This window comes from Legionella nautarum (genome assembly GCF_001467895.1).
Lineage (GTDB): Bacteria > Pseudomonadota > Gammaproteobacteria > Legionellales > Legionellaceae > Tatlockia > Tatlockia nautarum.
This window is the reverse complement of sequence record NZ_LNYO01000024.1, coordinates 756,681-777,866: the sequence shown is the minus strand read 5'-3', so window position 1 is coordinate 777,866 and position 21,186 is coordinate 756,681. Positions and strand designations below refer to the sequence as shown.

The window sequence follows — 21,186 nt, the reverse complement described above, 5'->3', positions numbered from 1 at the left end:
GGCTTGGCTGCTTGTTCATTAATTAACTTTTCTATAAAGTTGGAATCTAATTTCTAATACAGGTAAATAAGACATGATACAGACTCAAGAAATTGACTATTGGGATGAGCAAACTGTCTGTCGCGGCTTTCTTGCCTATGATGATACAAATCCTAAGCCTAAACCCTGTGTCCTGGTTGCCCCCGATTGGGGAGGGCGAGGTGAATCAGCTTGTCAAAAAGCAGAACAATTAGCTGCAATGGGCTACGTAGGCTTCGCTATTGATATGTATGGACAAGCGAAACTTGGAAAAGATAAAAAAGAAAAAAGGGCGTTAATGACCCCTTTAAGAGAAAATAGAAAACGCTTAACCGCACGCATCGTTGCTGCCTATGACCGAGCGGCGCAACTACCACAGGTTGATGCAACACAAATTGCGGCTATGGGCTATTGCTTTGGCGGCTTATGTGTTTTAGATTTAGCCAGAACCGGGATTGATGTCAAAGGAATTATCAGTTTTCATGGCGTACTGTCTGCGCCTGAACAGGAGATTTTGACGCCCATTCCTGCAAAAATCTTGATTCTCCATGGCTATGATGATCCACTTGTTTTACCCGAGGAAATCACTAAATTTGCTAACGAAATGACGCTAAGAAAAGCGGATTGGCAGATTCATATCTACGGACTTACCCAGCACTCTTTCACCGATCCGCAGGCTAATGATGATGAAATGGGTTTGCATTATAATGAAAAAGCTGACCATCGCTCCTGGAAAAGTACTGAATTATTTTTACAAGAAATTTTTTTATGAAAAAGCATTCAATCCCTTTTGCCCCCTCTAAATATCGTCCAGACATCGATGGTCTTCGTGCGATAGCTGTTTTGTCCGTCGTTGGTTTTCATGCCTTTCCCAAACTATTTAAAGGTGGGTTTATTGGTGTTGATATCTTTTTTGTCATTTCCGGTTTTCTTATTTCGACTATTTTGCTTGAAAGTTTAGAACGCGGAAACTTCAGTTTTATCGAGTTTTATGGAAAACGAATTAAGCGCATCTTTCCTGCTTTAATGCTCGTCTTAGCCTTTAGCATCACCCTGGGCTGGTTCGTATTATTTCCTGAGGAATATAAGCAATTAGGTAAACATATTGCAGGTGGCGCAGGCTTTATCTCCAATTTTTTGCTTTGGCAAGAATCGGGCTATTTTGACAATAGCGCAGAAACAAAGCCTTTATTGCATTTATGGAGTTTAGGAATAGAAGAGCAATTTTATATCATTTGGCCTTTGCTTCTTTGGACTGCCTGGAAAAAACGCATCAACTTATTTTTGGTAATACTGGGTATTGCCTTGGCCTCGTTTATTCTCAATGTCAACAAGGTGCACAGCGATGCAACAGCCGTTTTCTATTCTCCACAAAGCCGCTTTTGGGAATTGTTATGTGGGAGTTTGCTGGCTTGGGCACTTCTTTACAAGCAACAAGTCATCACCAGAATCAGTGAGCAATTTGATCATAAGGTAGCCAAATATAGTTTAAACAATACGAAAGCTCAGCGCTTTAATTTTAACCATCTTCTTTCATTAGTAGGTTTTTTGCTCATTGAATTTGGCATCTATCAACTCAGCAAAGCTAATTTTCCTGGCTTTTGGGCATTAATACCTACCTTAGGTGCAGCATTACTTATCTTGGCTGGAACCCAAGCGTGGGTAAATCGTGTTATTCTCTCCAACCCTATCCTCATCTGGTTTGGCTTGATCAGCTTTCCGCTGTATTTATGGCATTGGCCTTTGCTTGCTTTTGCAAGAATTATCGAAGATGAAAAACCTAACAAAAAAATTCGCATCGCAGCCGTTGTCATTTCAATTGTTTTAGCTTGGCTTACTTACAAATTGATTGAAAAGCCCATTCGTTTTGGCAGCAAAAATATAAACAAAATGAAACCGATCTTATTGATTAGCTTAATGTCTTTAATCGGTTATACCGGTTTTTATGTTTATGAGCATCAGGGCTTTAGTTTTCGGTTTAATAATTTAAAAGAACTGAATGAATTAATAACATTAATTGATCACCCCTACCCGAGCGGGAGAGATTTTTTTTGTTTCAATTCAATACCCGCGTTAAAAAAATATGACTTTGATGGCGGTTGCCGCTTATCGAAAGAATCCCCACCTACTGTTATGTTTCTTGGCGATTCACATACCGCTCATTATTATAATGCCGTATGGAAGCAATTCCCTCTAGATTCAGTTTTAATGGTGATTCAAACTTCCTGCCTGCCTTTTTCTAGTAATTCTTTTCTACAAGGCGAATGCAAAGAAAAATACCAAGGCATTATTTCTTTTTTACAATCCAATTCATCGATCAAAAAAGTGTATTTATCCGGTTATTGGGCCTATTTAATGACCGGTGGCTTTGGCCAACAGGGAGAGCATTGGCGTCATGCAAAAGCGCTAAATGCAGAGGGTACGAAAACCTTTAAGGAAAACGGTAGATATTTCCTTGCCTCTGTCCTTAAAGCAAATAAACAAATTATTTTCTTAAAAGACATACCCGACTTGGATTTTAATATTAAAACTTGTTTTAATATAAGACCGTTTCAATTATCACAAAAATCTAGAAAACAATGTTGGATAGATAAGGCTAACTACAATGCGAGAGTCGCTGATTACGACAAAGTCATCGATGAATTATTAGCTGAATTTCCTCAGGTAAAAGTTTATGATCCGCGCTCCTTACTCTGCAAAAACAATCAATGTATCGCCCGTGATGCTAAACTTCCCTATTATTTCAATGGCGATCATTTGAATCATTACGGAGCGAACTTGGTCATTAAAGATATGCTAAGGAGAGAGCAACGGTTTGCTTATGTGGATTGAGGTCTACCATCATCCAGTTGAGAAAAGTTCTAAAATGTTCGGATGTTCGAGCTCTTCTTCCAAAGCAATTATTTAAATTTTCTTTAGTTCTTGCATAGAAACAAAGAATTTCATAGGCTCCCCTGGAAATTCCTGGAAAAAATTAAATTTTTTATAAAATCGTAAAGCTTCGTCCTCCAGAACATCTATTCATATTACATATGATATGTATACGTCCAATAGCCGTACAAATAAATTTAAATTTACATTTCTTCACTCTATACTTAAAAGCTCCAAAGCATTAGAGCGCCACAACTCCTCTTTACGAGCAATTGGTAACTTGAGCTCATTAAATAACGCCAATGAATAATCAAACCATGCCCTAATATCCATTTGATTAGGCTGCCCTAGATCGGAACTATAAATAACTCGAGGCAAATGACTTAGCACCTCCACAAAATCCTCTTTGGTTTGATGACCAAGTAGATAAGTCAATGCTGTTTGTTCAATCCAAACAAACGACTGCTTTGCTAGCTCCTTTAAATCCTTAGCTTCTAAGCCGGATAAAGGATTAGCCGGTTGATTAAGCAATAAAACCTTTACCTGGTGTTGTATACAAGCATCAACTAAACAATGGATTTCCTCTTTTGACGCATGCCCTGTTGAAAGAACAATCGGATAATCAGCAGCCATTTTCAAAATATCGATCACTTCTTTTTTTAATTGATGATTACTATCAAAAAGCGTTTCACTTGCAAAACTATGGTCCGATAAATAATCATGGCTTAATTGTCGTTCTAATTTAGATTGATACTTACGGCCAGTAAGAGTCGGAAAATCGACAACGAGTTTCGTTGGAATTTGTGGCTGATATTCAGCAAGTGCCCGCATAATGACGCGATAATTAATACCGCCGGCAAGCTGATTTAAAACAACCGAAGGGAAAACAGGCAAACCTTGAGCTTGAGCTAGCGTAGCCTGCACAGAGGTTGCACCTAAATGACTTTTTAAAACAACAGCCCCCCCTAAGGACTGATACTGCCTCCCCGCCTCTAAGGCATCAAAGCGACGAAGATAGAGATCGGGAGAAGCATGGTAATGAATATCAAAAAATTTAAAATCTTGCAGAGCGTTCAAGTTATTTCTTATCATTGAGCCAGGGTTGGTCATAGCGATAATCCTTACGGGCCTGCGCCAAACTTAAGCCTGACTTGACTGCGGCGACAATTTTTCTTTCTGTAGCCTTTATGTTTTCTGCTTTTTCAATTACCTCATCCACTAAATGCTGTGGGATCACTAAAACACCGTCATCATCGGCAAAGATAATATCGCCTGGGTTAACTCTCACTCCCTTAATATCTAAAGGGCATTGCTCCCCTGATTTATAAACACGATTTTTTCCTGAGCGCATGTAAACTGCCGTGCAGTATAAGGGATAATTAGCAGCGCGAATGCAGGCAACATCTCTTATGGCGCCATTGACGATGGTACCCGCTATTTTTTTATGTCTTGCAACTTGGGTTAAAATATCCCCCCATGTAGTGCAGTCACTTCGTCCATTATTATCAATCACAATAACCGAATATGCTGGAACAGCATCAATGTAATTAGCTGCCCCTTTAAATGTCTCAGGTTTTTTATCATAAGAAGAATATTGAATCGTATAGGCAGGACCTATAAGTTTTGTCCCAGGAATAAGCGCTTTGATATTGAATAACGCAGCCTCTATGCCATAGGCATCCAGGGCATCGGAAACCTCTGTTGTGCTTAACGCCTCTAACCGCTGGTAGTGATTCATTTTAGTTACCATTAATACAATAATTGATAATCGCTTCCGCCATTTCCTCAGTGCTAGAGTTCCCACCTAAATCATAGCTCACGAAGCGCTGCTCTTTTACTACAGCCCTTACCGATCGGCGTATTTTTTCAGCTTGCTCTTTGTAACCAAAATGTTGCAGTAATAAGCCTATGGTTAAAAACATCGCGCTGGGATTGGCTTGATGGGCTTTCATTCTTGGTGCGCTACCATGCACAGGTTCGAAGTAGCAATCTTGTTCGCCGATATTTTCACTTGGAGCAAAACCAAGTCCACCCATTACGCCGGCCCCTACATCCGATAAAATATCGCCAAACATATTTTCAGCAACAATAACACCAAATTCCTCAGGACGTCTCACCAACCATAAAGCCACTGCATCCACATTGAGGATATCTGCTTTAATCTGCGGATACTCGTCCGCGACTGATTCAAAGAGTTCGCGTGCGAAAGCACCACTTTGCCGTAATACATTAGGCTTGTCTGCCAAAGTCACTCGCTTCATATTCTGTCGTTGAGCATATTGGAATGCGAATTCATAAAGACGCATCAATCCTCGCTTAGATTGCAAACGTAGGCTACAGCTGACTTCATCGCTTGCCAGCGTTTGCCAAGTTGGCGACTGAGCTAATAAGCTTCGCACTGCGGTAGGGATAGGATGATAATCAAATCCAGAATACAAGCCTTCCGTATTTTCCCTAATCACGCAAAAATTAAAATCAGGGCCTTCTGCTTTGATATTAAAACAGGGCCTAACATTCGCAAATAAATCTAAATTTTGTCGTAATTGGATGATTGGTGAGACATAAGATGGATTTTGAGCTCTTAATTCACTAGCTAACTCAACTCTTGCTTCGCGGTTTGGCTTGCTTGTCGATGCGCCAACTAAGGTTGCATCCGCTTGCTTAATAAGCTGCCAAGTGCGCTCAGGGATAGGATTACCTTCTTTTTGCCAATAGGACCAACCCATATCACCAAAATTTAAAACCACCGGGATCTCAAGTGCTTTTAAAACAGGGATTGCAGCCATGGTCACATCAACCCCAATACCATCACCTGGTAAAACAGTTATCTTTATCAAGGGCTAGGCTCCATCCTTCAAGTACTCGACGATGAGTTTCTGACAAAAAGCATGGTTATCATGTAACACGCGCATGCCTGCTTGAGGTACAATGATTAACTGCCCAACCTTGGGTGTAATCACATTATCCACATTAACCAAGTTTGAAAATTCACCAATCAAATGCAAATGTTCCACCGCAGAATGGCTAACAATTTGAGTGGAGTCCGTATCTAAGACTCGCTGCAAACCAAAAATCAATCGTCGAGCCGCAAGCTCTTGATCATACCTATTATAATTAATTTGTGGAGGTTTATTCGGGTAAAACACCTCCTTATAGAGCGTCTTAAGCGCTTCCATTACCCAATTTTTTTTACATAGAGCAATGACTCGACCTAATTTTTCCCGCAAGGGTTCATTAGCAAAAGTCGGGGTCGAAAATAATAGGATTGGTTTATTCGTTCCCTCAAATACGCTAAAACATTGCTGCAGAATAACCCCGCCAAAAGAAAAACCTAAAAAAGCATCATAGTTGCTAAGTTGGTCTGCTAGCTCTCTTTGCCAAGACAAATAATAAAGACCCGTAGGTAAAGCATCCATGTTCATCAAAGGATCAATAAAATCGAGTTGAAAATTTTCATTGAGGAAAGATAAGTCTTTCGCTATTCCTTCAATATCAAATTCATGTGGCATTACAGGGCCAAGAGCTAGTATTCTTTTTTTCATTACACTCTCAAATTAATGTCTCTTTGTATAATGGTACACTAGATCGTACTTGCTTTATGAGCTTTAAGATCGGCTGTTGAAAAATCGGAGATACCTCTGATAAATTCATCCATTTCAATGTCTTCATAGCCAATTCCTAAAGTATTTCGCACATAATTGGCTGCTGCTAAAATTTCAGGAAGTTTGTATTTCTTAATATCTATCGCATGCAAATAAGCCGTAAAAAATTCAGTTTTTAGATTGCCTATGCCCTTACCCATACCGGCTAAAGACACGTCGATATATTGCGCGCCATTACTTAAGGCAGCAAGAGCATTCGCTTGCGCTAAACCTAAATTATCGTGGGCATGAAATCCAAAAGGAATCGAGTATTGCTGTGTGTATTTTTTATAAATCGCTTGAATCCTAGAGGGCAACATACTGCCGTTTGAATCTGCAAAATAAATCATGCCAGGCTGATGCTTAGAAATTGCTTCGATTGCCTCATCAAGTTCTTTTTCTTTGTAATAAGACATGTGAATAAAATTCACGGAGGTGCCTAAATCTAACTCCTTGGCCAAAGCAAGAGTGGGATAAGCAGACTCCACCTCGCCTTTGGCAATGCAAATTCTTAAAAGATCCACTCCGCACTCTTTTAATTCTTCGAGATCAGCTTTGTTAACATTCTTAGGATGAGCCATTACCGCAATTTTTGCTTTATTTATCAGTGACTGACAAAGAAGAAGATAGTCTTTTTCGCAAAGCCCAGCTCTACCTAAATTTTCAATTGGGCGGATAGAACCATTACGATAACCAATTTCAATGTATTCAAGACCTGAATGATCTAATAATTGTAAAATTTCCTTTAGATCTTTATTTTTAAAGTGAAAATTTGTTCGATGACCACCATCTCTTAAGGAAACGTCGAGAACTTTAATTATGTCCATTACCTACCACCAGTGCACTTTCTAGATCTAATTAAGTTAGATTATATAAATAACTTAATATAAAGCCTAAAAAGATTGCTAAAACAAAACCCCTTATATAAAAATTAGCCCTTTTATTAGTATATAGCATAGCTAGATAAGAAAGAGGATGGCGGTAGATAAAACTGCGCATTATCTTTTTGCTAACTCGGTTAGGAGGCCCACTCATCGGTATTTCATGAATCTTGATACTGGGGCAATTATTCATTTCAATGATGACTCCCCTCGAGGCTTCAATAGGTATACTAATATCCTCACATTCAACATCAATTCCGACAATATTTAAATTCAATGCCTGCGCAGCACGAATCATTAAACAGCTATTCTGTTTACAAATTTTCTTCCCGAGTGATTTAAAAGTCCCTCCCCTAGTTGCATTGGAGGTGTAGGCTAAGAAAACTTGCTCATCTTGCTGGGGAATATAATCGATGTCGAGTTTTAATTCTTTCAATTTAATATGACATTCTTCATCAATAACTATATTACCTAGTGCATCATTCAGTTTTGCTCGTTGCAAATTAGTCGACTGCACCAATTGCGCCAGAGTCTGTTTGCCATCGCCTACCACCTGTGCAGGATATCTTTGAATAACACCTATTACTTGGCGTTTAAATACTAGGACTCGATAAGAGTTCAAATTTGCATGGAACTCTTCAATGGTGATGAATTCATAAAGGGTAAATGCATGGCTTAGATAGTTCTTTAATTGCTCAATTGTTTGTATATTACACAACACATCACGGCCACGAGAACCATTTCTGGTTGGTTTTGCCACCAAGGGAAATTTTAGCTCCGCTATTTTTTCTTCAACCCCCCCCTCTTCAAACTCACTGCAATGTATAGCAATTGCTTTAGGTACAGGGAGGCCTTGTGATTCTAAAATTTTATTCATGCAATATTTATTGAGGGCAATATTAGCGCTACAGCTATCATTAAAAGGTGTTTCACCCCCGCGAAAATAATAAGTTTTTTTTCCTAGTTTTAGAGCAAATCCATCAATATCATCGATTTGCTCGGCAGGGAGGAATAAATCCAATGAGCTTTTGTAGTAAAGCTCCGCATTCTTGTCTATGGTTACATCCTCTTGAGAATTTAATACACTCAAGATAATCCTAGCATATTTCAATCGCATAAAAAAAATCTTGATCTCGCATTTACAAGATCAAGATTTTAAACGCTTAATTGGCTGATTTTGCAGGCTCTTGGCTAGATTGGATTGGACCAGAGCAGGCAGCAGCAATCGAATCGATTTGATCATAATACTCTTTATCGGCCATGTTATTAGAACTTTTAAGAAGCGATACTAATTTAGGTTGTGAACAATCGCAAAAACTGGTTGCTATTTGCCTCGCTTGATCGTTCATTTTAGGATAAATGAGATTCCACGTATCCTGACAGAATTGGCTTACATCCTTATCGCTCGCTTTTTCTAAACCGATTTCCTCTTCTAAAGAATCCATGGTAGTACGCAATAAAGTACGAGACATACAGACCTGAATTGCTTTATCCACAGCGGCATCAGTGTCGAGTGGTTGAGTGAGGGCGCAAGCACAATATTTTTCACCAAAATGTTTATAAGCGGTCATATTGGCTATATTAGTTTCTCTTTTCATCCATGACGAAAGGCAGATGGCTTGAAACGACTCCGCCTGATTACTATCCATCATATTTCCAGGAGCAGAATTGGATTTATTAGTATCATCTGTAGTAGGAGTAGCGGGTTGTTTAGTCGTAGTATTATCCGTAGCTGCAGGAGCAGGATTCTGATTGGTGGTATCATTTGTAGTCGCAGGGGCAGAGTTTTGATTAGTCGTATTATTTGTAGTCCCGGGAGCAGAATTTTGATTAGTCGTATTATTTGTAGTCCCAGGAGCAGAATTTTGGTTGGTCGTATTATTCGAAGTTCCAGGAGGGGTAGTTTGTTGTGTCGTATCATCCATCGTTGCAGCAGGAGGGGGAGGTACTTGTTTATTAGAATCCGTAGCAGCGGCAGAAGCCATGAATGAAAAGGCGCTAAAAACTACCGCAGCTAGCACCATTTTTAATCGATTAAAATGCATAACTAAATCCCTCCGTTGGATAATGGTCTATCTTAAGAATCTCCTTTCTATTCAAATCATCATAGCTTAAAGAATACAAATAAGCTAATTCAGGTGATTAGGGGTTTAAGCATGATGCAACATTTTCAACTGAGCCACCATTTCACCATAACCAGATTCAATATTGATATAGTTTTTCCTCGCCAGATAATAAGATAGCGACCCATCGTCCTGTGCTTTAGTTGCTTGTAGTGCAACATTGAAATTGAGTCTTTTCAAACGCTCATAATCCTCTCTTTTAGTGACAAAATAGAAGTTTCTATAACTTGTCCTAGGTCGATAATGAATTTCTTTCGCATCACCCGCTAAGGAATGCTTAGGAAAATATTCTTTGATAGAATAATCCCGATTATTATGCACCGCGATTACTTTTCCTTTGGGTAATAGAAATATAATTTTTTGGGCCAGTTTTTTAACCTCTCGGTGGGCTGCACGAGAGTAGGGCCCGAATTTTTTCAAGGTCCGTTTTATTCCCTTATCTGTAAAAATCCGATTAGGATCAAACTCATAACGAACCCCTTTTAAGTAAAATCGGACATTACGTTGACCAGAGTGTTTGAGAGCAATTAGGGTACCCCCTTCTCTTTTGATAAAACATTTAGCCGCAGCGAACGCAGTAAATTCACTTTCATGCAAGTGAACAAAGGTTTTCCCTCGCCCTCTTTCTTTTAATATTTTTACTGGGGTATCTCCCAATTTAACGACATAAGTTTGGGCATGAACAAAGCTAGAAATTAAGCTGATTAGGATTAAAAATAAATATAAAAAATATCTCATAACTTATTTTTTTAATTGAAAATTGGATAATTATTATACTTCGCCAAGAAGAGTTTAGGCAAATTTTTATTGGTTATTTGTATTTTTTCAATAAGTTAAAGTAGCAGCTCTCTCTCTGACAGCCCTTTTTGGCAATAACTGTGCGGATTATACAGTGACGCAGAATTGTTAATGGATTTACCGTAACTATTTTTAAACCTGTTGAGTGAAAAATGTAATTAATGTATAATAATTTTCACATATTAGTCAAAAAAGTAGCATGATGTATAAAATTATTGATATATTTAGTGCGTTTAATGATATAAAAGATGACTCGTACGAAAAGATTCAAGATTCAGTTAAGGAACTTATTGATCGATATTCTCATGCGGTGAGATTTCGAGAGTTAGAATATTTCGATAGTTGGGTAGAAAGTCATAGAAAAGCTAATTATTACAATGTGTTATATGCTCATTTATTAGGTTATGAATATCAAGATAATCCTTTTTCTATTAAAAAATTAATTTATATACGTCCAATCTCCGGTGAGAAATTTGAGTTACCTGTAATTGATGATGAGATAAGTGAAACTGAACTCTCTGATCTAATAAACAAATTTCTAAGCTCTATCCCTAGTTTAGTGGAAGCAGATAAGGCACCCCAAATAATAGAAGATCTTAGCTCTATTATCGATGCTTCAAGTGATGAACGTACAAAAAAAAGAGCACATCACCGCATACAAGATTTTGCTCTTCCTTATAAAGACAGGTACGCAACACATCAGCTTTTAATTGCACAACTTAATGTAAAAATTAAAAAAGCGATAGATAATCCAAGGTGGGATACAATGGGGGTTGGTTTTTTTGGTTGTAAAACACCAACTACAATAGCCCAACTAAGAGCTTTATTTAGCGAGGTAGAGAAATCCGAAAATGAACTGATGGATGGAGCTGAAAGAATTTTGGAGGATAGTTTAAAACGAACTCCTATGTTTCGATCAACCGAAGCGGCATTCGTCTATAGAAATCTTCTGAACAGTATCTCAGATTTTAGAAAAAATTATAGTTTCGCACAAAAATCAGCAGAAAATAACGCTGCGAGTGAGAACAGGTTCTTTTCATTTTTTACTAGTTTTTACGAAACAAATATTCGGCCTTACTTTGAGTCTGACAAAAATCATCGACCTGAAACGACGCTCTAACAACACCCTTAAAGTTCTGTTCATTTGGTCATTAATTTGGCCTTCCTGAGGAACTGCCGGATGAAAATTGATTAGCTCGAAGCAAATAAAGATTCCAACTTCTCAAGAACAGCTTCCACCTGAACTAACTTCATCGTTTCTTCACCATGAGCATGAGTACCCCAGATATTGGTTTCAGCAGTCTTATTGAGAATGGTGGTTACCGCTTCAGGATAGCAATCTACCGCCAAATGTCTAAATGTATAAGGTCCGGAGACATTTGCACTGGTTACGGCATGTAAAGCCACAACTGGTGTACCTACTGCAGTTCCCATATGCGAAGGGCCCGTATCAGGACATAATACCGCTTGCGCATGATCAATAACGGCAAGGAGTTGCTTTGGCTTGGTTTTTCCTACTAAATCAGTGCATTCTACCTGCTCTAATATTTCATCAGCTAAAGTTCTGTCATAAGCACCTGGTCCACCTGTTAAAACCACTTGTACCTGCCAGCGTTTTTGCGCTTCTTTTATCACTGCAATATAACGCTCGCTGGGCCAGCTTCGCTCAGGTTTACTAGCAGCTGGATTAACCACTAAGATAGGTTTTGATGTTGGTAAATGAGTCTTTGCCCATTCATGATCAGCTTGGCTAATGGGCAAATCCCAGCGCAGATCTTTTTTTGGCAGCCCTAAAGCCGTAGCGAATTTTAAAAATCCATCCAAGGTGTGATCCTGTCCAGGCTGGATGGTTTCGTTCACCAACCAATTATGGCCATCTTTGGCACGAATCTTATCATAGCCAATCTTTCGCGGGGCAGGAATTAAAGGATAGAGTAAATTTGCGCGAAAACTCGCCTGCGACGCCAATAATACATCAAACTTTCGGCCTTTTAGTCGTCTTTTAAAACGCCAATAATCCATTATGCTGTTCGGTTTGTTGATGACAATAAACTCAACACCGTCCATTCCCTCAACAAGATCATAAGCCGGGCGAGAAATAACCCAAGTAATCGCTGCCTCAGGTAAATTAGCTTGCAGAGTGCGCACCAAGGGAACAAACATTAGCACATCGCCTAAAGCAGATAAGCGAACTACGCAAATTGATTTGATCATTCTAAAACAAACTCAGACCCACAATAAGGGCAAACTTCTGTACCGGTTTTTTCGATAGGTAAGTATACCTTTGGATGAGCATTCCACAAAATCATCTCATCAGTTGGACAACTTAAAGGTAAATCTTTATGATGCACGATATATTTTTTTTTAGTACATGCTGGTTCTTCAACTCTATTTTCCATCTGTTTGTTTCCCCTACGAATTTCTATTTTTTATGCGTTTTCTCGCGCGCTTTATCAGAAGCAGGCCTATTATCTAATATTTCCCTGATGAGTGCTATGATTTCCCCAAGAACAGCAGATTTTTCGCAAGGAAAAACCGATGCCTTTGGCCAAGAACGAAGCCAAGTTAATTGTCTCTTAGCGAGCTGGCGCGTCGCGACAACCCCTTTATGGCGCAACATTTCGTAATCATAATCCCCTGCTAAGTAGTCAATGACCTGACGATAACCTACACAACGCATAGCAGGACAAGTTAAGGGCAGATGCCATTTTTGCAGTAATTGAGCTACCTCGTAAACAAACCCCTGTTCCAACATTTGTTCAAACCGGGCTTCAATACGGGCATGTAACCAATTGCGATCCTCTGGAAATAGAGCAATATTAACAAAATGATAGTTCTGATTTTCTTTCTGTTCAGACCAAAATGAAGAAAGTGGTTTACCTGTTAAATGATAGACCTCTAAAGCACGTTGGATACGCTGAGTATCATTGGGATGAATTCTTAAAGCAGACTGTGGATCAACTTGTGCTAATTGTTCATGCATATAAGCCCAACCCAACAATTCTGCTTGTTGAGTAAGCACAGCACGTAAGGTGTCATCCGCCTGGGGTAAAGGAGACAACCCCTGTTGCAAAGCATGGAAATACATCATCGTCCCGCCCACTAATAAAGGGAATTTATGACGACGATAAATTGCTTCAACAAGCTTCACTGCATCCTCACAAAATTGCGCAGCTGAATAGCTTTCTGGAGGGTCGATTATATCGATCAAATGATGCGGGGTAGTTAAAAGTTCTTCGGGCCTAGGTTTTGCTGTCCCGATATTCATTTCTCGATAAATCATTGCCGAATCAACGCTAATGATTTCAAATGGAAATGATTTGATAAGCTCAGAGGCTAAAGCAGTTTTACCTGAGGCAGTTGGCCCCATTAAGCAAAAAATAGTTTTAGGCATTTAGCAAACCTCGGCAGGTTTCTTTGGATAAATGCTTGCACCAGATGTTTAGTTTATCACTACCTAAGGTCCGTAAATAGTCACTTAGTATGCCAATTTCCTCTTCCCTTGCAGATTGAGCATCAAAAGATTGGCAGAAAGTCAACAATTCAAACAGCTTGCTTACAGATAATGGCGGAGACTCAAAGACCATAGTTAGAAATTGTTTTAGATCCAAGTTTGGAATCACAAGGGGTAAACTACGAATTAACACTGTCTGCTCCGTTGCCAAATCGAAACCTATACCAATTTGGCTTAAACTTTGTCGATATTCATCAATCTGTTCAAGATTAGACTGCTTTACGGCATAACTGACTGGAACGAGTAAAGGACGACTGGCTAAAGGTAGGGCTTCCCCTGCGAGAATTGACAAAAGCCAATGGCGCTGTAAAGCAACGATATCGATTAAATAAGGTTGCTCCTGCAAAAAAATTAAAACATAGGAGGTATTTAAAGCTATCCAACTTTTTTTCTCTGGCGAATCAACCTTTTTTTTCATGAAAAGGGGCGGAGAATAGGGTTCACAAACCTGTAATTGGGGCAGGTCGGGAAGAGTTTCTTGGGAATAATTCCCTGCTTGCAAACTCGGTTTATGCAAGACTTGATGAATCTGAGAACTGATAAAATCATGAACTAATCGCGGCTGCTGAAATCGTACCTCATGCTTTGTAGGATGCACATTGACGTCCACTTCCGCAGGGTTAATCGTTAAATATAATAAACAGGCAGGATAACGCCCTGGATGCAATAAATCGTCATAGGCTTGTTTGATTGCATGATTTAATAATTTATCTTTCACCATGCGTTTATTGACGTAAATCCATTGTTTATCATTTTGAGAACGCTGATAATCAACCGTACTAATCCATCCATATAACCGCAGGCCGGCATGCTCGATATCGAAATAGCGTGCCTGATCAATAAAAGTTTTTCCCAATAATTTGCGAATACGCGCCAATTGCGTTTTATCACAATGAGCAGCCGGTAAATTGAATTGTTGCTTACCATTATGGCTTAGAGAAATCGCTATTTCGGGAGCACTCAAGGCAAAACGTCTAACAACCGTTTCAATGGCTTGGAATTCCATACGCTCGGATTTTAAAAATTTTTTCCTCACTGGCGCATTAAAAAAAATATCGCGCACATCAATGGTTGTGCCTTGATTGCGCGCACAAGGCGCTAGATGAATAACCTCCCCTCCTGCAGTGGAGAGCGACATTGCATGTTGTTGATTGGCTGATTTAGAGCTAATGGATAAACGCGATATTGAAGCAATACTTGCCAAAGCTTCGCCACGAAATCCCATACTGGCAATAGAATATAAATCCTGAAGCTGAGTAATTTTACTAGTGGCGTGTGCAGCGATTGCGAGAGGTAAGTCATCGGCCACAATACCAATACCATTGTCACTTATTTTAATTTGATTTAAGCCGCCATAACCAATCTCAATATTAATTAAACTAGCTCGTGCATCAAAGGCATTTTCCAATATCTCTTTGACCACCGAAGCAGGTCGTTCAATCACTTCACCGGCAGCAATTTGATTTGCTACGGCGATGGGCAGTTGGTGAATTCTCATGCCATTCTACAACCAATGGATACCATTCATCTTTTCCTCAAGTCACCGAAGACGGAATGATCAATTTTTGCCCGGCTCGCACTAGAGAGCCCGACAAATGATTTGCCGCTTGCAAAGCCGCAACAGTGACATGATATTGCTTAGCAATCTTGGGCAACGATTCTCCTCTTTGCACGAGATGGGTATTCGCTTTTTGCGTTTGTATCATATTATTGCCACCGCCTGCTAGCATTTCAACACGTGTACCATGAGGAGGATAATCCCAGAAATAACGTTTAAGCCCTTGAAAAATAGCTTGTGTGAGCTTAGTTTGATAAGCCGCGGAAGTCAGATTTTTTTCTTCACGAGGATTAGAAATGAATCCAGTTTCAATCAAAATGGAGGGGATATCTGGTGATTTAAGCACCATAAATCGAGCCTGCTCGACTTTGTTATTATGCAAGGTAGTAATTGCATCTAAATGGTGTAAAACCCTATCCCCCATATGCAGACTCGAGCCGATAGTAGCCGTTTGGGACAAATCAATTAAAACTGTGCGTACTAACCCACTCTGGTCATCCAAATCGGCTAAATTAACACCACCTAATTCTGAATAGTTTTCCTTCTCAGCTAACCAACGCGCCGCTTCACTGGTTGCCCCAGACTGAGATAAAGCAAAAACTGAAGCGCCGTTGGATTGTTGATTAATAAACGCATCCGCATGAATTGAAACAAAAACATCAGCATTATATTTTCTTGCGATAGTTAAGCGCTCACGTAAACCAATATAATAATCACCCTTACGCGTTAAAACTGCGCGCATACCAGGTTGCTTATCAATAATTTGCTTTAACTTTAAAGCAATCGCTAAGGTCACATCTTTTTCAATGGCATTTCTTGGCCCACTAGCCCCTGGATCTTTTCCTCCATGACCAGCATCTAAGACCACAACGACATCACGTAAATTTCGACCTGGAGCATGGCGAACCGAAACCGGCAGCGATGAGACAGGCTTAGTGGGTTCTGCTGATTTCGCGATCGATGCTAGCTTAACTGGCCTGCTGGGTTTAACTGGCGGCCCACCGTGAGCTGATAAATCAAGCGTAAATCCATGTTTGGCCGCAGCAGACTTTAGTGGATTTGTTGTTGTCTGGACTACTTGGCTCACTTCAAAAACCAAACGTAAGGTTTTTGGATTAGGATGACCGCTTCGAATATATTTAATCAACTGACTACCCAAATTAACATGATTCAGATCGACCGCTAAATTCGTATCATCAAAATCAATGACCACTCGATTCGGATTAGTGAGCGTGAATACCCTATGAGCTACTGCGCTATCCAATTTAAAAAGCACGGAGGGGTGACCTGATTCCTGCTTAATATCTATCGATAGCAGTTTTGCCGCCATAACAGTAGAGCAACAGGCCATCAACAAACCAAAACAAAACGTTCGTATACTCATTGTTTACCTTCAAGGCAAGACAAAATTGTTAGACCAGCGGCGCTTAATGCATGTACAGTTAGTAAGCGTCCGCCCCCACTGATAGCAAATGCAAAATTAATATCAACCTGTTCTAGACTATGATTCGCACGCTCCGGCCATTCAATACAGCAGACCGAATTCGACGAAAAATAATCTCTAAAACCAATATACTCCAGCTCCGTCTCATCATGAATACGATACAGATCAAAATGATGTATTTGCAAGCCCCCACATTGATAACTCTCAATCAATGAAAAAGTTGGACTTTTAATCGCTGATTTCACGCCTAAGGCGCGCAGCATAGCGCGAATAAATGTTGTTTTTCCTGCACCTATTTCACCGCTGAAAGTAAGCACTAAAGGCGTGGTTAAACAAGCTGCTAACTGAGTTGCAAGCTGCTCTGAACTGCGTTCATTCGGTAAATCGATGGAACTCAGAGCTGTCATTCGTTTACCCAGTTTACTAAGCGGTGAAGCTGAGGCATGAGATCACTAGCAAGTAAACCTCTCTCCCCTTTCTTTGCAGCGGCGGCATCGCCGGCCGTCGCATGCAACCAAACACCTAATTTAGCAGCCTCAGAAAGCAGTAATCCTTGTGCGGCTAAACCTGCAATGATGCCACTCAAGGCATCACCCATCCCAGCACTAGCCATTCCTGGATTTCCCGCATTGCAGAGGTAAACTTCCGATTCATCGGTTGCTACCAGCGAGCCAGCACCTTTAAGTACAACATTACCCCCATATTGATCTTGTAAGCGAATCACTGCTTGATAGCGATCTTTCTGGATTTCAGCAGTCGTATCATCTAATAAATTCGCGGCCTCGCCGGGGTGAGGTGTGAGTATCCAATTATCATCATGTTGAGGGTTTTGGGCCAGAAGCCTAAGCGCTGAAGCATCGATGATCATTGGCAACTGTGAAGCAAGGGCAGCGGTAAATAAGGCTTTTGCCCATTCGTCTTCGCCTAAGCCCGGCCCAAGAATACAGACTGTTGCCTTGGCGATTAATGGAAGCAAATCAGCAATCTCATCAACTCCATGCAGCATGGCTTCTGGCAGCAGGGGTAAAACCTGCCTTGCATGTTCCGGCCGTGTGGCAACTGTGACTAAACCTGCTCCGACTCGCAAAGCAGCGTTTGTAGCCATGTAAACCGCTCCTGGCATACCATAATTTCCACCGATTACCAAAACATGACCAAATTTTCCTTTATGAGAATTTTTTAAACGAGGCGGCAGGAGTTGCTGTCTTAGTTGACCATCTAAAAGAAAGGCGACTGGTTGCACGGCAGCTAAGCATTTATCAAGCTGAAGATTATGACAAATAATTTGTCCGCAATGATCCGGCCCATCCAAAGTCATTAAGCCCAATTTATAACCAATAAAAGTCACTGTCGCAGTAGCTCGTACACAGACACCCATTACCTGTCCTGTGTCTGCATCCAAGCCAGAAGGCGTATCAATCGCTAAGATTGGCAGCTTGGAATCATTCATTTGATTAATAGCAGTCGCTATGGGTCCATGGACCTCGCCTTTTAAACCAATACCCAGCAAGGCATCCACAATTAGCTCGGCATCACTATCGATAGGATCATCTAAACATTGGCAAAGCACGCCTGCAGCCACCGCTTGCGAAGCAGCATGTCGAGCGGCAGGGGGTAAATTTTCAACGCTTTTATATTGATTAATAACAACAGAATAGCCTTTTTCCTGGGCAAGTCTTGCTAATACATAACCATCACCAGCATTATTGCCACTACCACAAAAAACGGCAATGGTTCTGACATCAGGATGCAACATTGTCAGAGTAGAAAAAGCGCTAGAACCCGCACGCTTCATCAATTCATCTTCAGGCAGACCCAAATCATCAATGGCCATTTTTTCACATGAACGAATTTGTGGAGTCTGATATAGGGCAATTTTTGCTGATGTCATCGCTTTAGTGCTCCCTTAGATAAGTGAAGCTTTAATAGTGAAAAGTTCAGAGGCAAAAATCAATGGGTTAGGTAACTTTGAGTTTTGATTTTCGCAGACGGACTAATCTGAGTTCATCATCAGGTTTGCCTGAGTACTTGCCATCAAGCCAAGATAGGATTTTTTCATCTTTAGCTCCGTTTGGGCTGAGGAGGTATTCACGCCGTCTCGAAACCTATTAGTTCCTGAAAACGTCGATACGGGCATGAATGCCTTCTAAGTCTGACCAGTCCGAACGGTTAATTAGCAACTATAACTTAGCTCGTCTTTCAACATCTATCCCATTGATCAAAGCATTTAATCTTTATTCTCTTTTTTCACCAGGGTTAATGCCGGTTTGTTTCGCCCTTTGCTAAAGGAGGTTTTTGGTGGGGGAGGTTCATCTCCATATTCTTCACCAAACTCCATCCCACGACCATTTTCTTTAGCGTAGATCGCAAGTACTGCTGCAGGGACAACAAAAATTTGCACACTTTGTCCAGAGAATCGCGCAGTAAAAACAATTCTATCATTCTCTAGATGCAAGCCTCGACAAGCTTTAGGTGAAATATTCAACACTATTCGACCACCATTAACATGTTCCTGCGGCACTTGAACATCGGGATAGTCTGTATTAACCAAAATATAAGGCGTTAAATCGTTATCCACTATCCAATCATAGATTGCACGAATCAGATAAGGCTTGTTGGAAGTCATGGTAGTCATCTTAGGCCGCTCTCAATTGTCTCTCAACGTCCGTTAAGCTCGCTTGGAATGAATCTCGTTTAAATAAACGCTGCATGTAAGCATTTAAACCTTTTAATTTCGTTGGAATGTCGATTCCTAATTGCGGCAATCGCCATAATAAAGGAGCAAGCGCACAATCCAGTAATGAGAATTCATCACTTAGAAAATAAGGTTTGTCAGCAAAAACAGGCTCAAGGCTTATCAAACTGTCGGCCAAATGCTGACGCGCTTCCTCAACTTCAATACCAGCTTTTATACGCTGTAATAATTGATACCAATCTTGCTCTACACGATACATCATTTTACGTGCTTCAGCACGAGCAACTGGATAAACAGGAAGCAATGGGGGATGAGGAAAACGTTCGTCTAAATACTCCATAATAATGCGCGCTTCATACAATACTAATTCGCGATCGAGAAGGGTTGGAACAGACCCATAAGGATTAATTGCATACAAATCGTCCGTAGCCTCCCCTTGCTTAGCGTGAAGGATTTCAACATTAACTCCTTTTTCCGCTAAAACTATTCGCACTTGATGACTATAAACATCATCATTGTCAGAATATAAAGACATGATCGTACGTTTTGCTACAATGGCCATCGTAACTCCTCTGAAAATCGATTAACTCATACTTTACAGTATGCCAAAAGGCACCATTCTATCACAACTTTAGAGGTCTGGTTGTCTCTCTTAGAATTTTTTCTATTCAACCTTGTGGGTAGAGTTTTGGCCTAACGGCGCTTCCTTAAAGATAAAATCCCTTCTGTCCACCTCCCGCGGCTTGTCCGGCGTTGTTGCAAACTCTACTCTCGTTCCTACCTACCGCGGCTTGTCGCGGGATCCAGGCGATCTTCTTTCATACTGAGATCTCTGGATCCCGTGAACAAGTCACGGGAGGTAGGGGTGGGTTAAAAGTAGTCAAAAAAACGCTTAAGGCAGCGCCATTTGGTCTTGGCTCAGCCATGTAAAATTTCATTTTTTCCAATAAAGTTTTTTAAGACTATAAGTAACCAATAAAAAAACACCTAAAAAGGCAAGCACTCCAATACCGATACGATAGCGGATTAATTGTGCCGGTTCACTCACATACACTAAAAAACCAACTAAATCTTCGAGTAGGTTATCAAACTGCTGTTGACTCATTTCACCTCTACCCTTAAGCAACAGATGAGGCTTTTGCTCGCCATTCTCTCTTACTAGAACCACCTCCCCTTCAAGAGGCGCTAGCACGTTAGGCATTGCTGCCTCAGGCACTAATAAATTATTAGTACCAAAGGGACGAGAGCTGTCTGCGTAAAAACTTTTTAAATAGGTATATAGCCAGGCTGCACCTCGTTCACGTGCAACTAACGATAAATCCGGTGGTACCAGTCCAAACCATTGTCGAGCATCCGTAGCTGGCATACTAATTTGAATAGGATCTTGAATTGTTGCCGTAGTAAAAATGAGATTGTTGATCAATAAATTCTTATCTAATTGCCCATCAAAGCTTAGCAAGCCTAAGTCTTTACCCATTCGGTTATAGCGTAAATAGCGCAAAGAATGGCAGCCCGAGCAATAATTCATAAAAATTTTTGCCCCTCGTTGAAGCCTTGCTTTGTCTTGAACTTCAACTTTGACTGGCAATAAACTCATTGGAGTACTCTGGGCAATTTTTAGCAGAAATATTGCCAACAAACCA

The 21,186-nt window shown here is 40.4% G+C and carries 19 protein-coding genes and 1 pseudogene; 3 read left to right on the top strand and 17 right to left on the bottom strand.

The window, feature by feature from the left end; translation table 11 throughout:
* The first annotated feature begins 73 nt into the window (after window positions 1-73).
* Both Lnau_RS15160 and Lnau_RS15155 read left to right on the top strand, forming a co-directional pair.
* Window positions 74-790 (top strand): dienelactone hydrolase family protein, encoded by a 717-nt coding sequence (locus Lnau_RS15160; RefSeq protein WP_058505954.1) that lies wholly within the window; start codon window positions 74-76, stop codon window positions 788-790.
* Window positions 787-2,850 carry an acyltransferase family protein gene (locus Lnau_RS15155; protein WP_058505953.1) on the top strand — a complete coding sequence of 688 codons (2,064 nt, stop codon included), beginning with the start codon at window positions 787-789 and terminating at the stop codon, window positions 2,848-2,850. Before Lnau_RS15160 ends, Lnau_RS15155 begins: the two co-directional genes overlap by 4 nt.
* Before the next feature lie 252 nt (window positions 2,851-3,102).
* On the opposite strand, the gene Lnau_RS15150 is transcribed toward Lnau_RS15155, so the two are convergent.
* The 7 genes and pseudogenes from Lnau_RS15150 to Lnau_RS15115 all read right to left on the bottom strand — a co-directional run bounded on the left by Lnau_RS15150 (window position 3,103) and on the right by Lnau_RS15115 (window position 10,272).
* Window positions 3,103-3,999 (bottom strand): DUF6282 family protein, encoded by an 897-nt coding sequence (locus Lnau_RS15150; protein ID WP_238585992.1) that lies wholly within the window; start codon window positions 3,997-3,999, stop codon window positions 3,103-3,105.
* Window positions 3,968-5,726: pseudogene (locus Lnau_RS17015) on the bottom strand (isocitrate/isopropylmalate family dehydrogenase). Before Lnau_RS17015 ends, Lnau_RS15150 begins: the two are co-directional and overlap by 32 nt.
* 3 nt (window positions 5,727-5,729) lie before the next feature.
* Window positions 5,730-6,431 (bottom strand): hypothetical protein, encoded by a 702-nt coding sequence (locus Lnau_RS15135; protein WP_058505950.1) that lies wholly within the window; start codon window positions 6,429-6,431, stop codon window positions 5,730-5,732.
* Window positions 6,432-6,469: 38 nt separating this feature from the next.
* A complete protein-coding gene (locus Lnau_RS15130; RefSeq protein ID WP_058505949.1) occupies window positions 6,470-7,357 on the bottom strand; it encodes a beta/alpha barrel domain-containing protein in 888 nt (295 codons plus the stop codon).
* A 31-nt stretch (window positions 7,358-7,388) separates the two neighbouring features.
* Window positions 7,389-8,528: a UDP-N-acetylmuramyl peptide synthase gene (locus Lnau_RS15125; RefSeq protein ID WP_133134906.1), complete on the bottom strand. Its 1,140-nt coding sequence runs from the start codon at window positions 8,526-8,528 to the stop codon at window positions 7,389-7,391.
* Between the two features lie 46 nt (window positions 8,529-8,574).
* Window positions 8,575-9,456 (bottom strand): hypothetical protein, encoded by an 882-nt coding sequence (locus Lnau_RS15120; RefSeq protein WP_058505948.1) that lies wholly within the window; start codon window positions 9,454-9,456, stop codon window positions 8,575-8,577.
* A 105-nt stretch (window positions 9,457-9,561) separates the two neighbouring features.
* Window positions 9,562-10,272 (bottom strand): hypothetical protein, encoded by a 711-nt coding sequence (locus Lnau_RS15115; protein WP_058505947.1) that lies wholly within the window; start codon window positions 10,270-10,272, stop codon window positions 9,562-9,564.
* 259 nt (window positions 10,273-10,531) lie between these two features.
* On the opposite strand from Lnau_RS15115, the gene Lnau_RS15110 reads away from it, so the two are divergent.
* On the top strand, window positions 10,532-11,452 hold the full coding sequence (locus Lnau_RS15110; protein ID WP_133134907.1) for a hypothetical protein: 921 nt from the start codon (window positions 10,532-10,534) through the stop codon (window positions 11,450-11,452).
* Between the two features lie 71 nt (window positions 11,453-11,523).
* On the opposite strand, the gene Lnau_RS15105 is transcribed toward Lnau_RS15110, so the two are convergent.
* The 10 genes from Lnau_RS15105 to Lnau_RS15060 form a co-directional block, all read right to left on the bottom strand.
* A complete protein-coding gene (locus Lnau_RS15105; RefSeq protein WP_058505945.1) occupies window positions 11,524-12,546 on the bottom strand; it encodes a glycosyltransferase family 9 protein in 1,023 nt (340 codons plus the stop codon).
* Window positions 12,543-12,731 (bottom strand): zinc-finger domain-containing protein, encoded by a 189-nt coding sequence (locus tag Lnau_RS15100; protein WP_058505944.1) that lies wholly within the window; start codon window positions 12,729-12,731, stop codon window positions 12,543-12,545. The genes Lnau_RS15105 and Lnau_RS15100 overlap by 4 nt, the downstream gene beginning before the upstream one ends.
* Before the next feature lie 23 nt (window positions 12,732-12,754).
* Complete coding sequence (miaA, locus tag Lnau_RS15095) at window positions 12,755-13,726, bottom strand: tRNA (adenosine(37)-N6)-dimethylallyltransferase MiaA (protein WP_058505943.1); 972 nt, start codon at window positions 13,724-13,726, stop codon at window positions 12,755-12,757.
* Window positions 13,719-15,344, bottom strand: a complete 1,626-nt coding sequence (mutL, locus tag Lnau_RS15090) for a DNA mismatch repair endonuclease MutL (RefSeq protein ID WP_058505942.1) — start codon at window positions 15,342-15,344, stop codon at window positions 13,719-13,721. Before mutL ends, miaA begins: the two co-directional genes overlap by 8 nt.
* Before the next feature lie 37 nt (window positions 15,345-15,381).
* On the bottom strand, window positions 15,382-16,788 hold the full coding sequence (locus Lnau_RS15085; protein ID WP_058505941.1) for an N-acetylmuramoyl-L-alanine amidase: 1,407 nt from the start codon (window positions 16,786-16,788) through the stop codon (window positions 15,382-15,384).
* A complete protein-coding gene (gene tsaE / locus Lnau_RS15080) occupies window positions 16,785-17,255 on the bottom strand; it encodes a tRNA (adenosine(37)-N6)-threonylcarbamoyltransferase complex ATPase subunit type 1 TsaE (RefSeq protein ID WP_058505940.1) in 471 nt (156 codons plus the stop codon). Before tsaE ends, Lnau_RS15085 begins: the two co-directional genes overlap by 4 nt.
* A complete protein-coding gene (locus Lnau_RS15075; protein ID WP_058505939.1) occupies window positions 17,252-18,739 on the bottom strand; it encodes an NAD(P)H-hydrate dehydratase in 1,488 nt (495 codons plus the stop codon). Before Lnau_RS15075 ends, tsaE begins: the two co-directional genes overlap by 4 nt.
* 336 nt (window positions 18,740-19,075) lie before the next feature.
* Window positions 19,076-19,474, bottom strand: coding sequence for a ClpXP protease specificity-enhancing factor (locus Lnau_RS15070; RefSeq protein WP_193786827.1), 399 nt, complete (start codon window positions 19,472-19,474; stop codon window positions 19,076-19,078).
* A gap of 10 nt (window positions 19,475-19,484) precedes the next feature.
* Window positions 19,485-20,105, bottom strand: a complete 621-nt coding sequence (gene sspA, locus Lnau_RS15065; RefSeq protein ID WP_058505937.1) for a stringent starvation protein SspA — start codon at window positions 20,103-20,105, stop codon at window positions 19,485-19,487.
* Between the two features lie 372 nt (window positions 20,106-20,477).
* Window positions 20,478-21,140 (bottom strand): cytochrome c1, encoded by a 663-nt coding sequence (locus tag Lnau_RS15060; protein WP_083503864.1) that lies wholly within the window; start codon window positions 21,138-21,140, stop codon window positions 20,478-20,480.
* Window positions 21,141-21,186 lie beyond the last annotated feature (46 nt).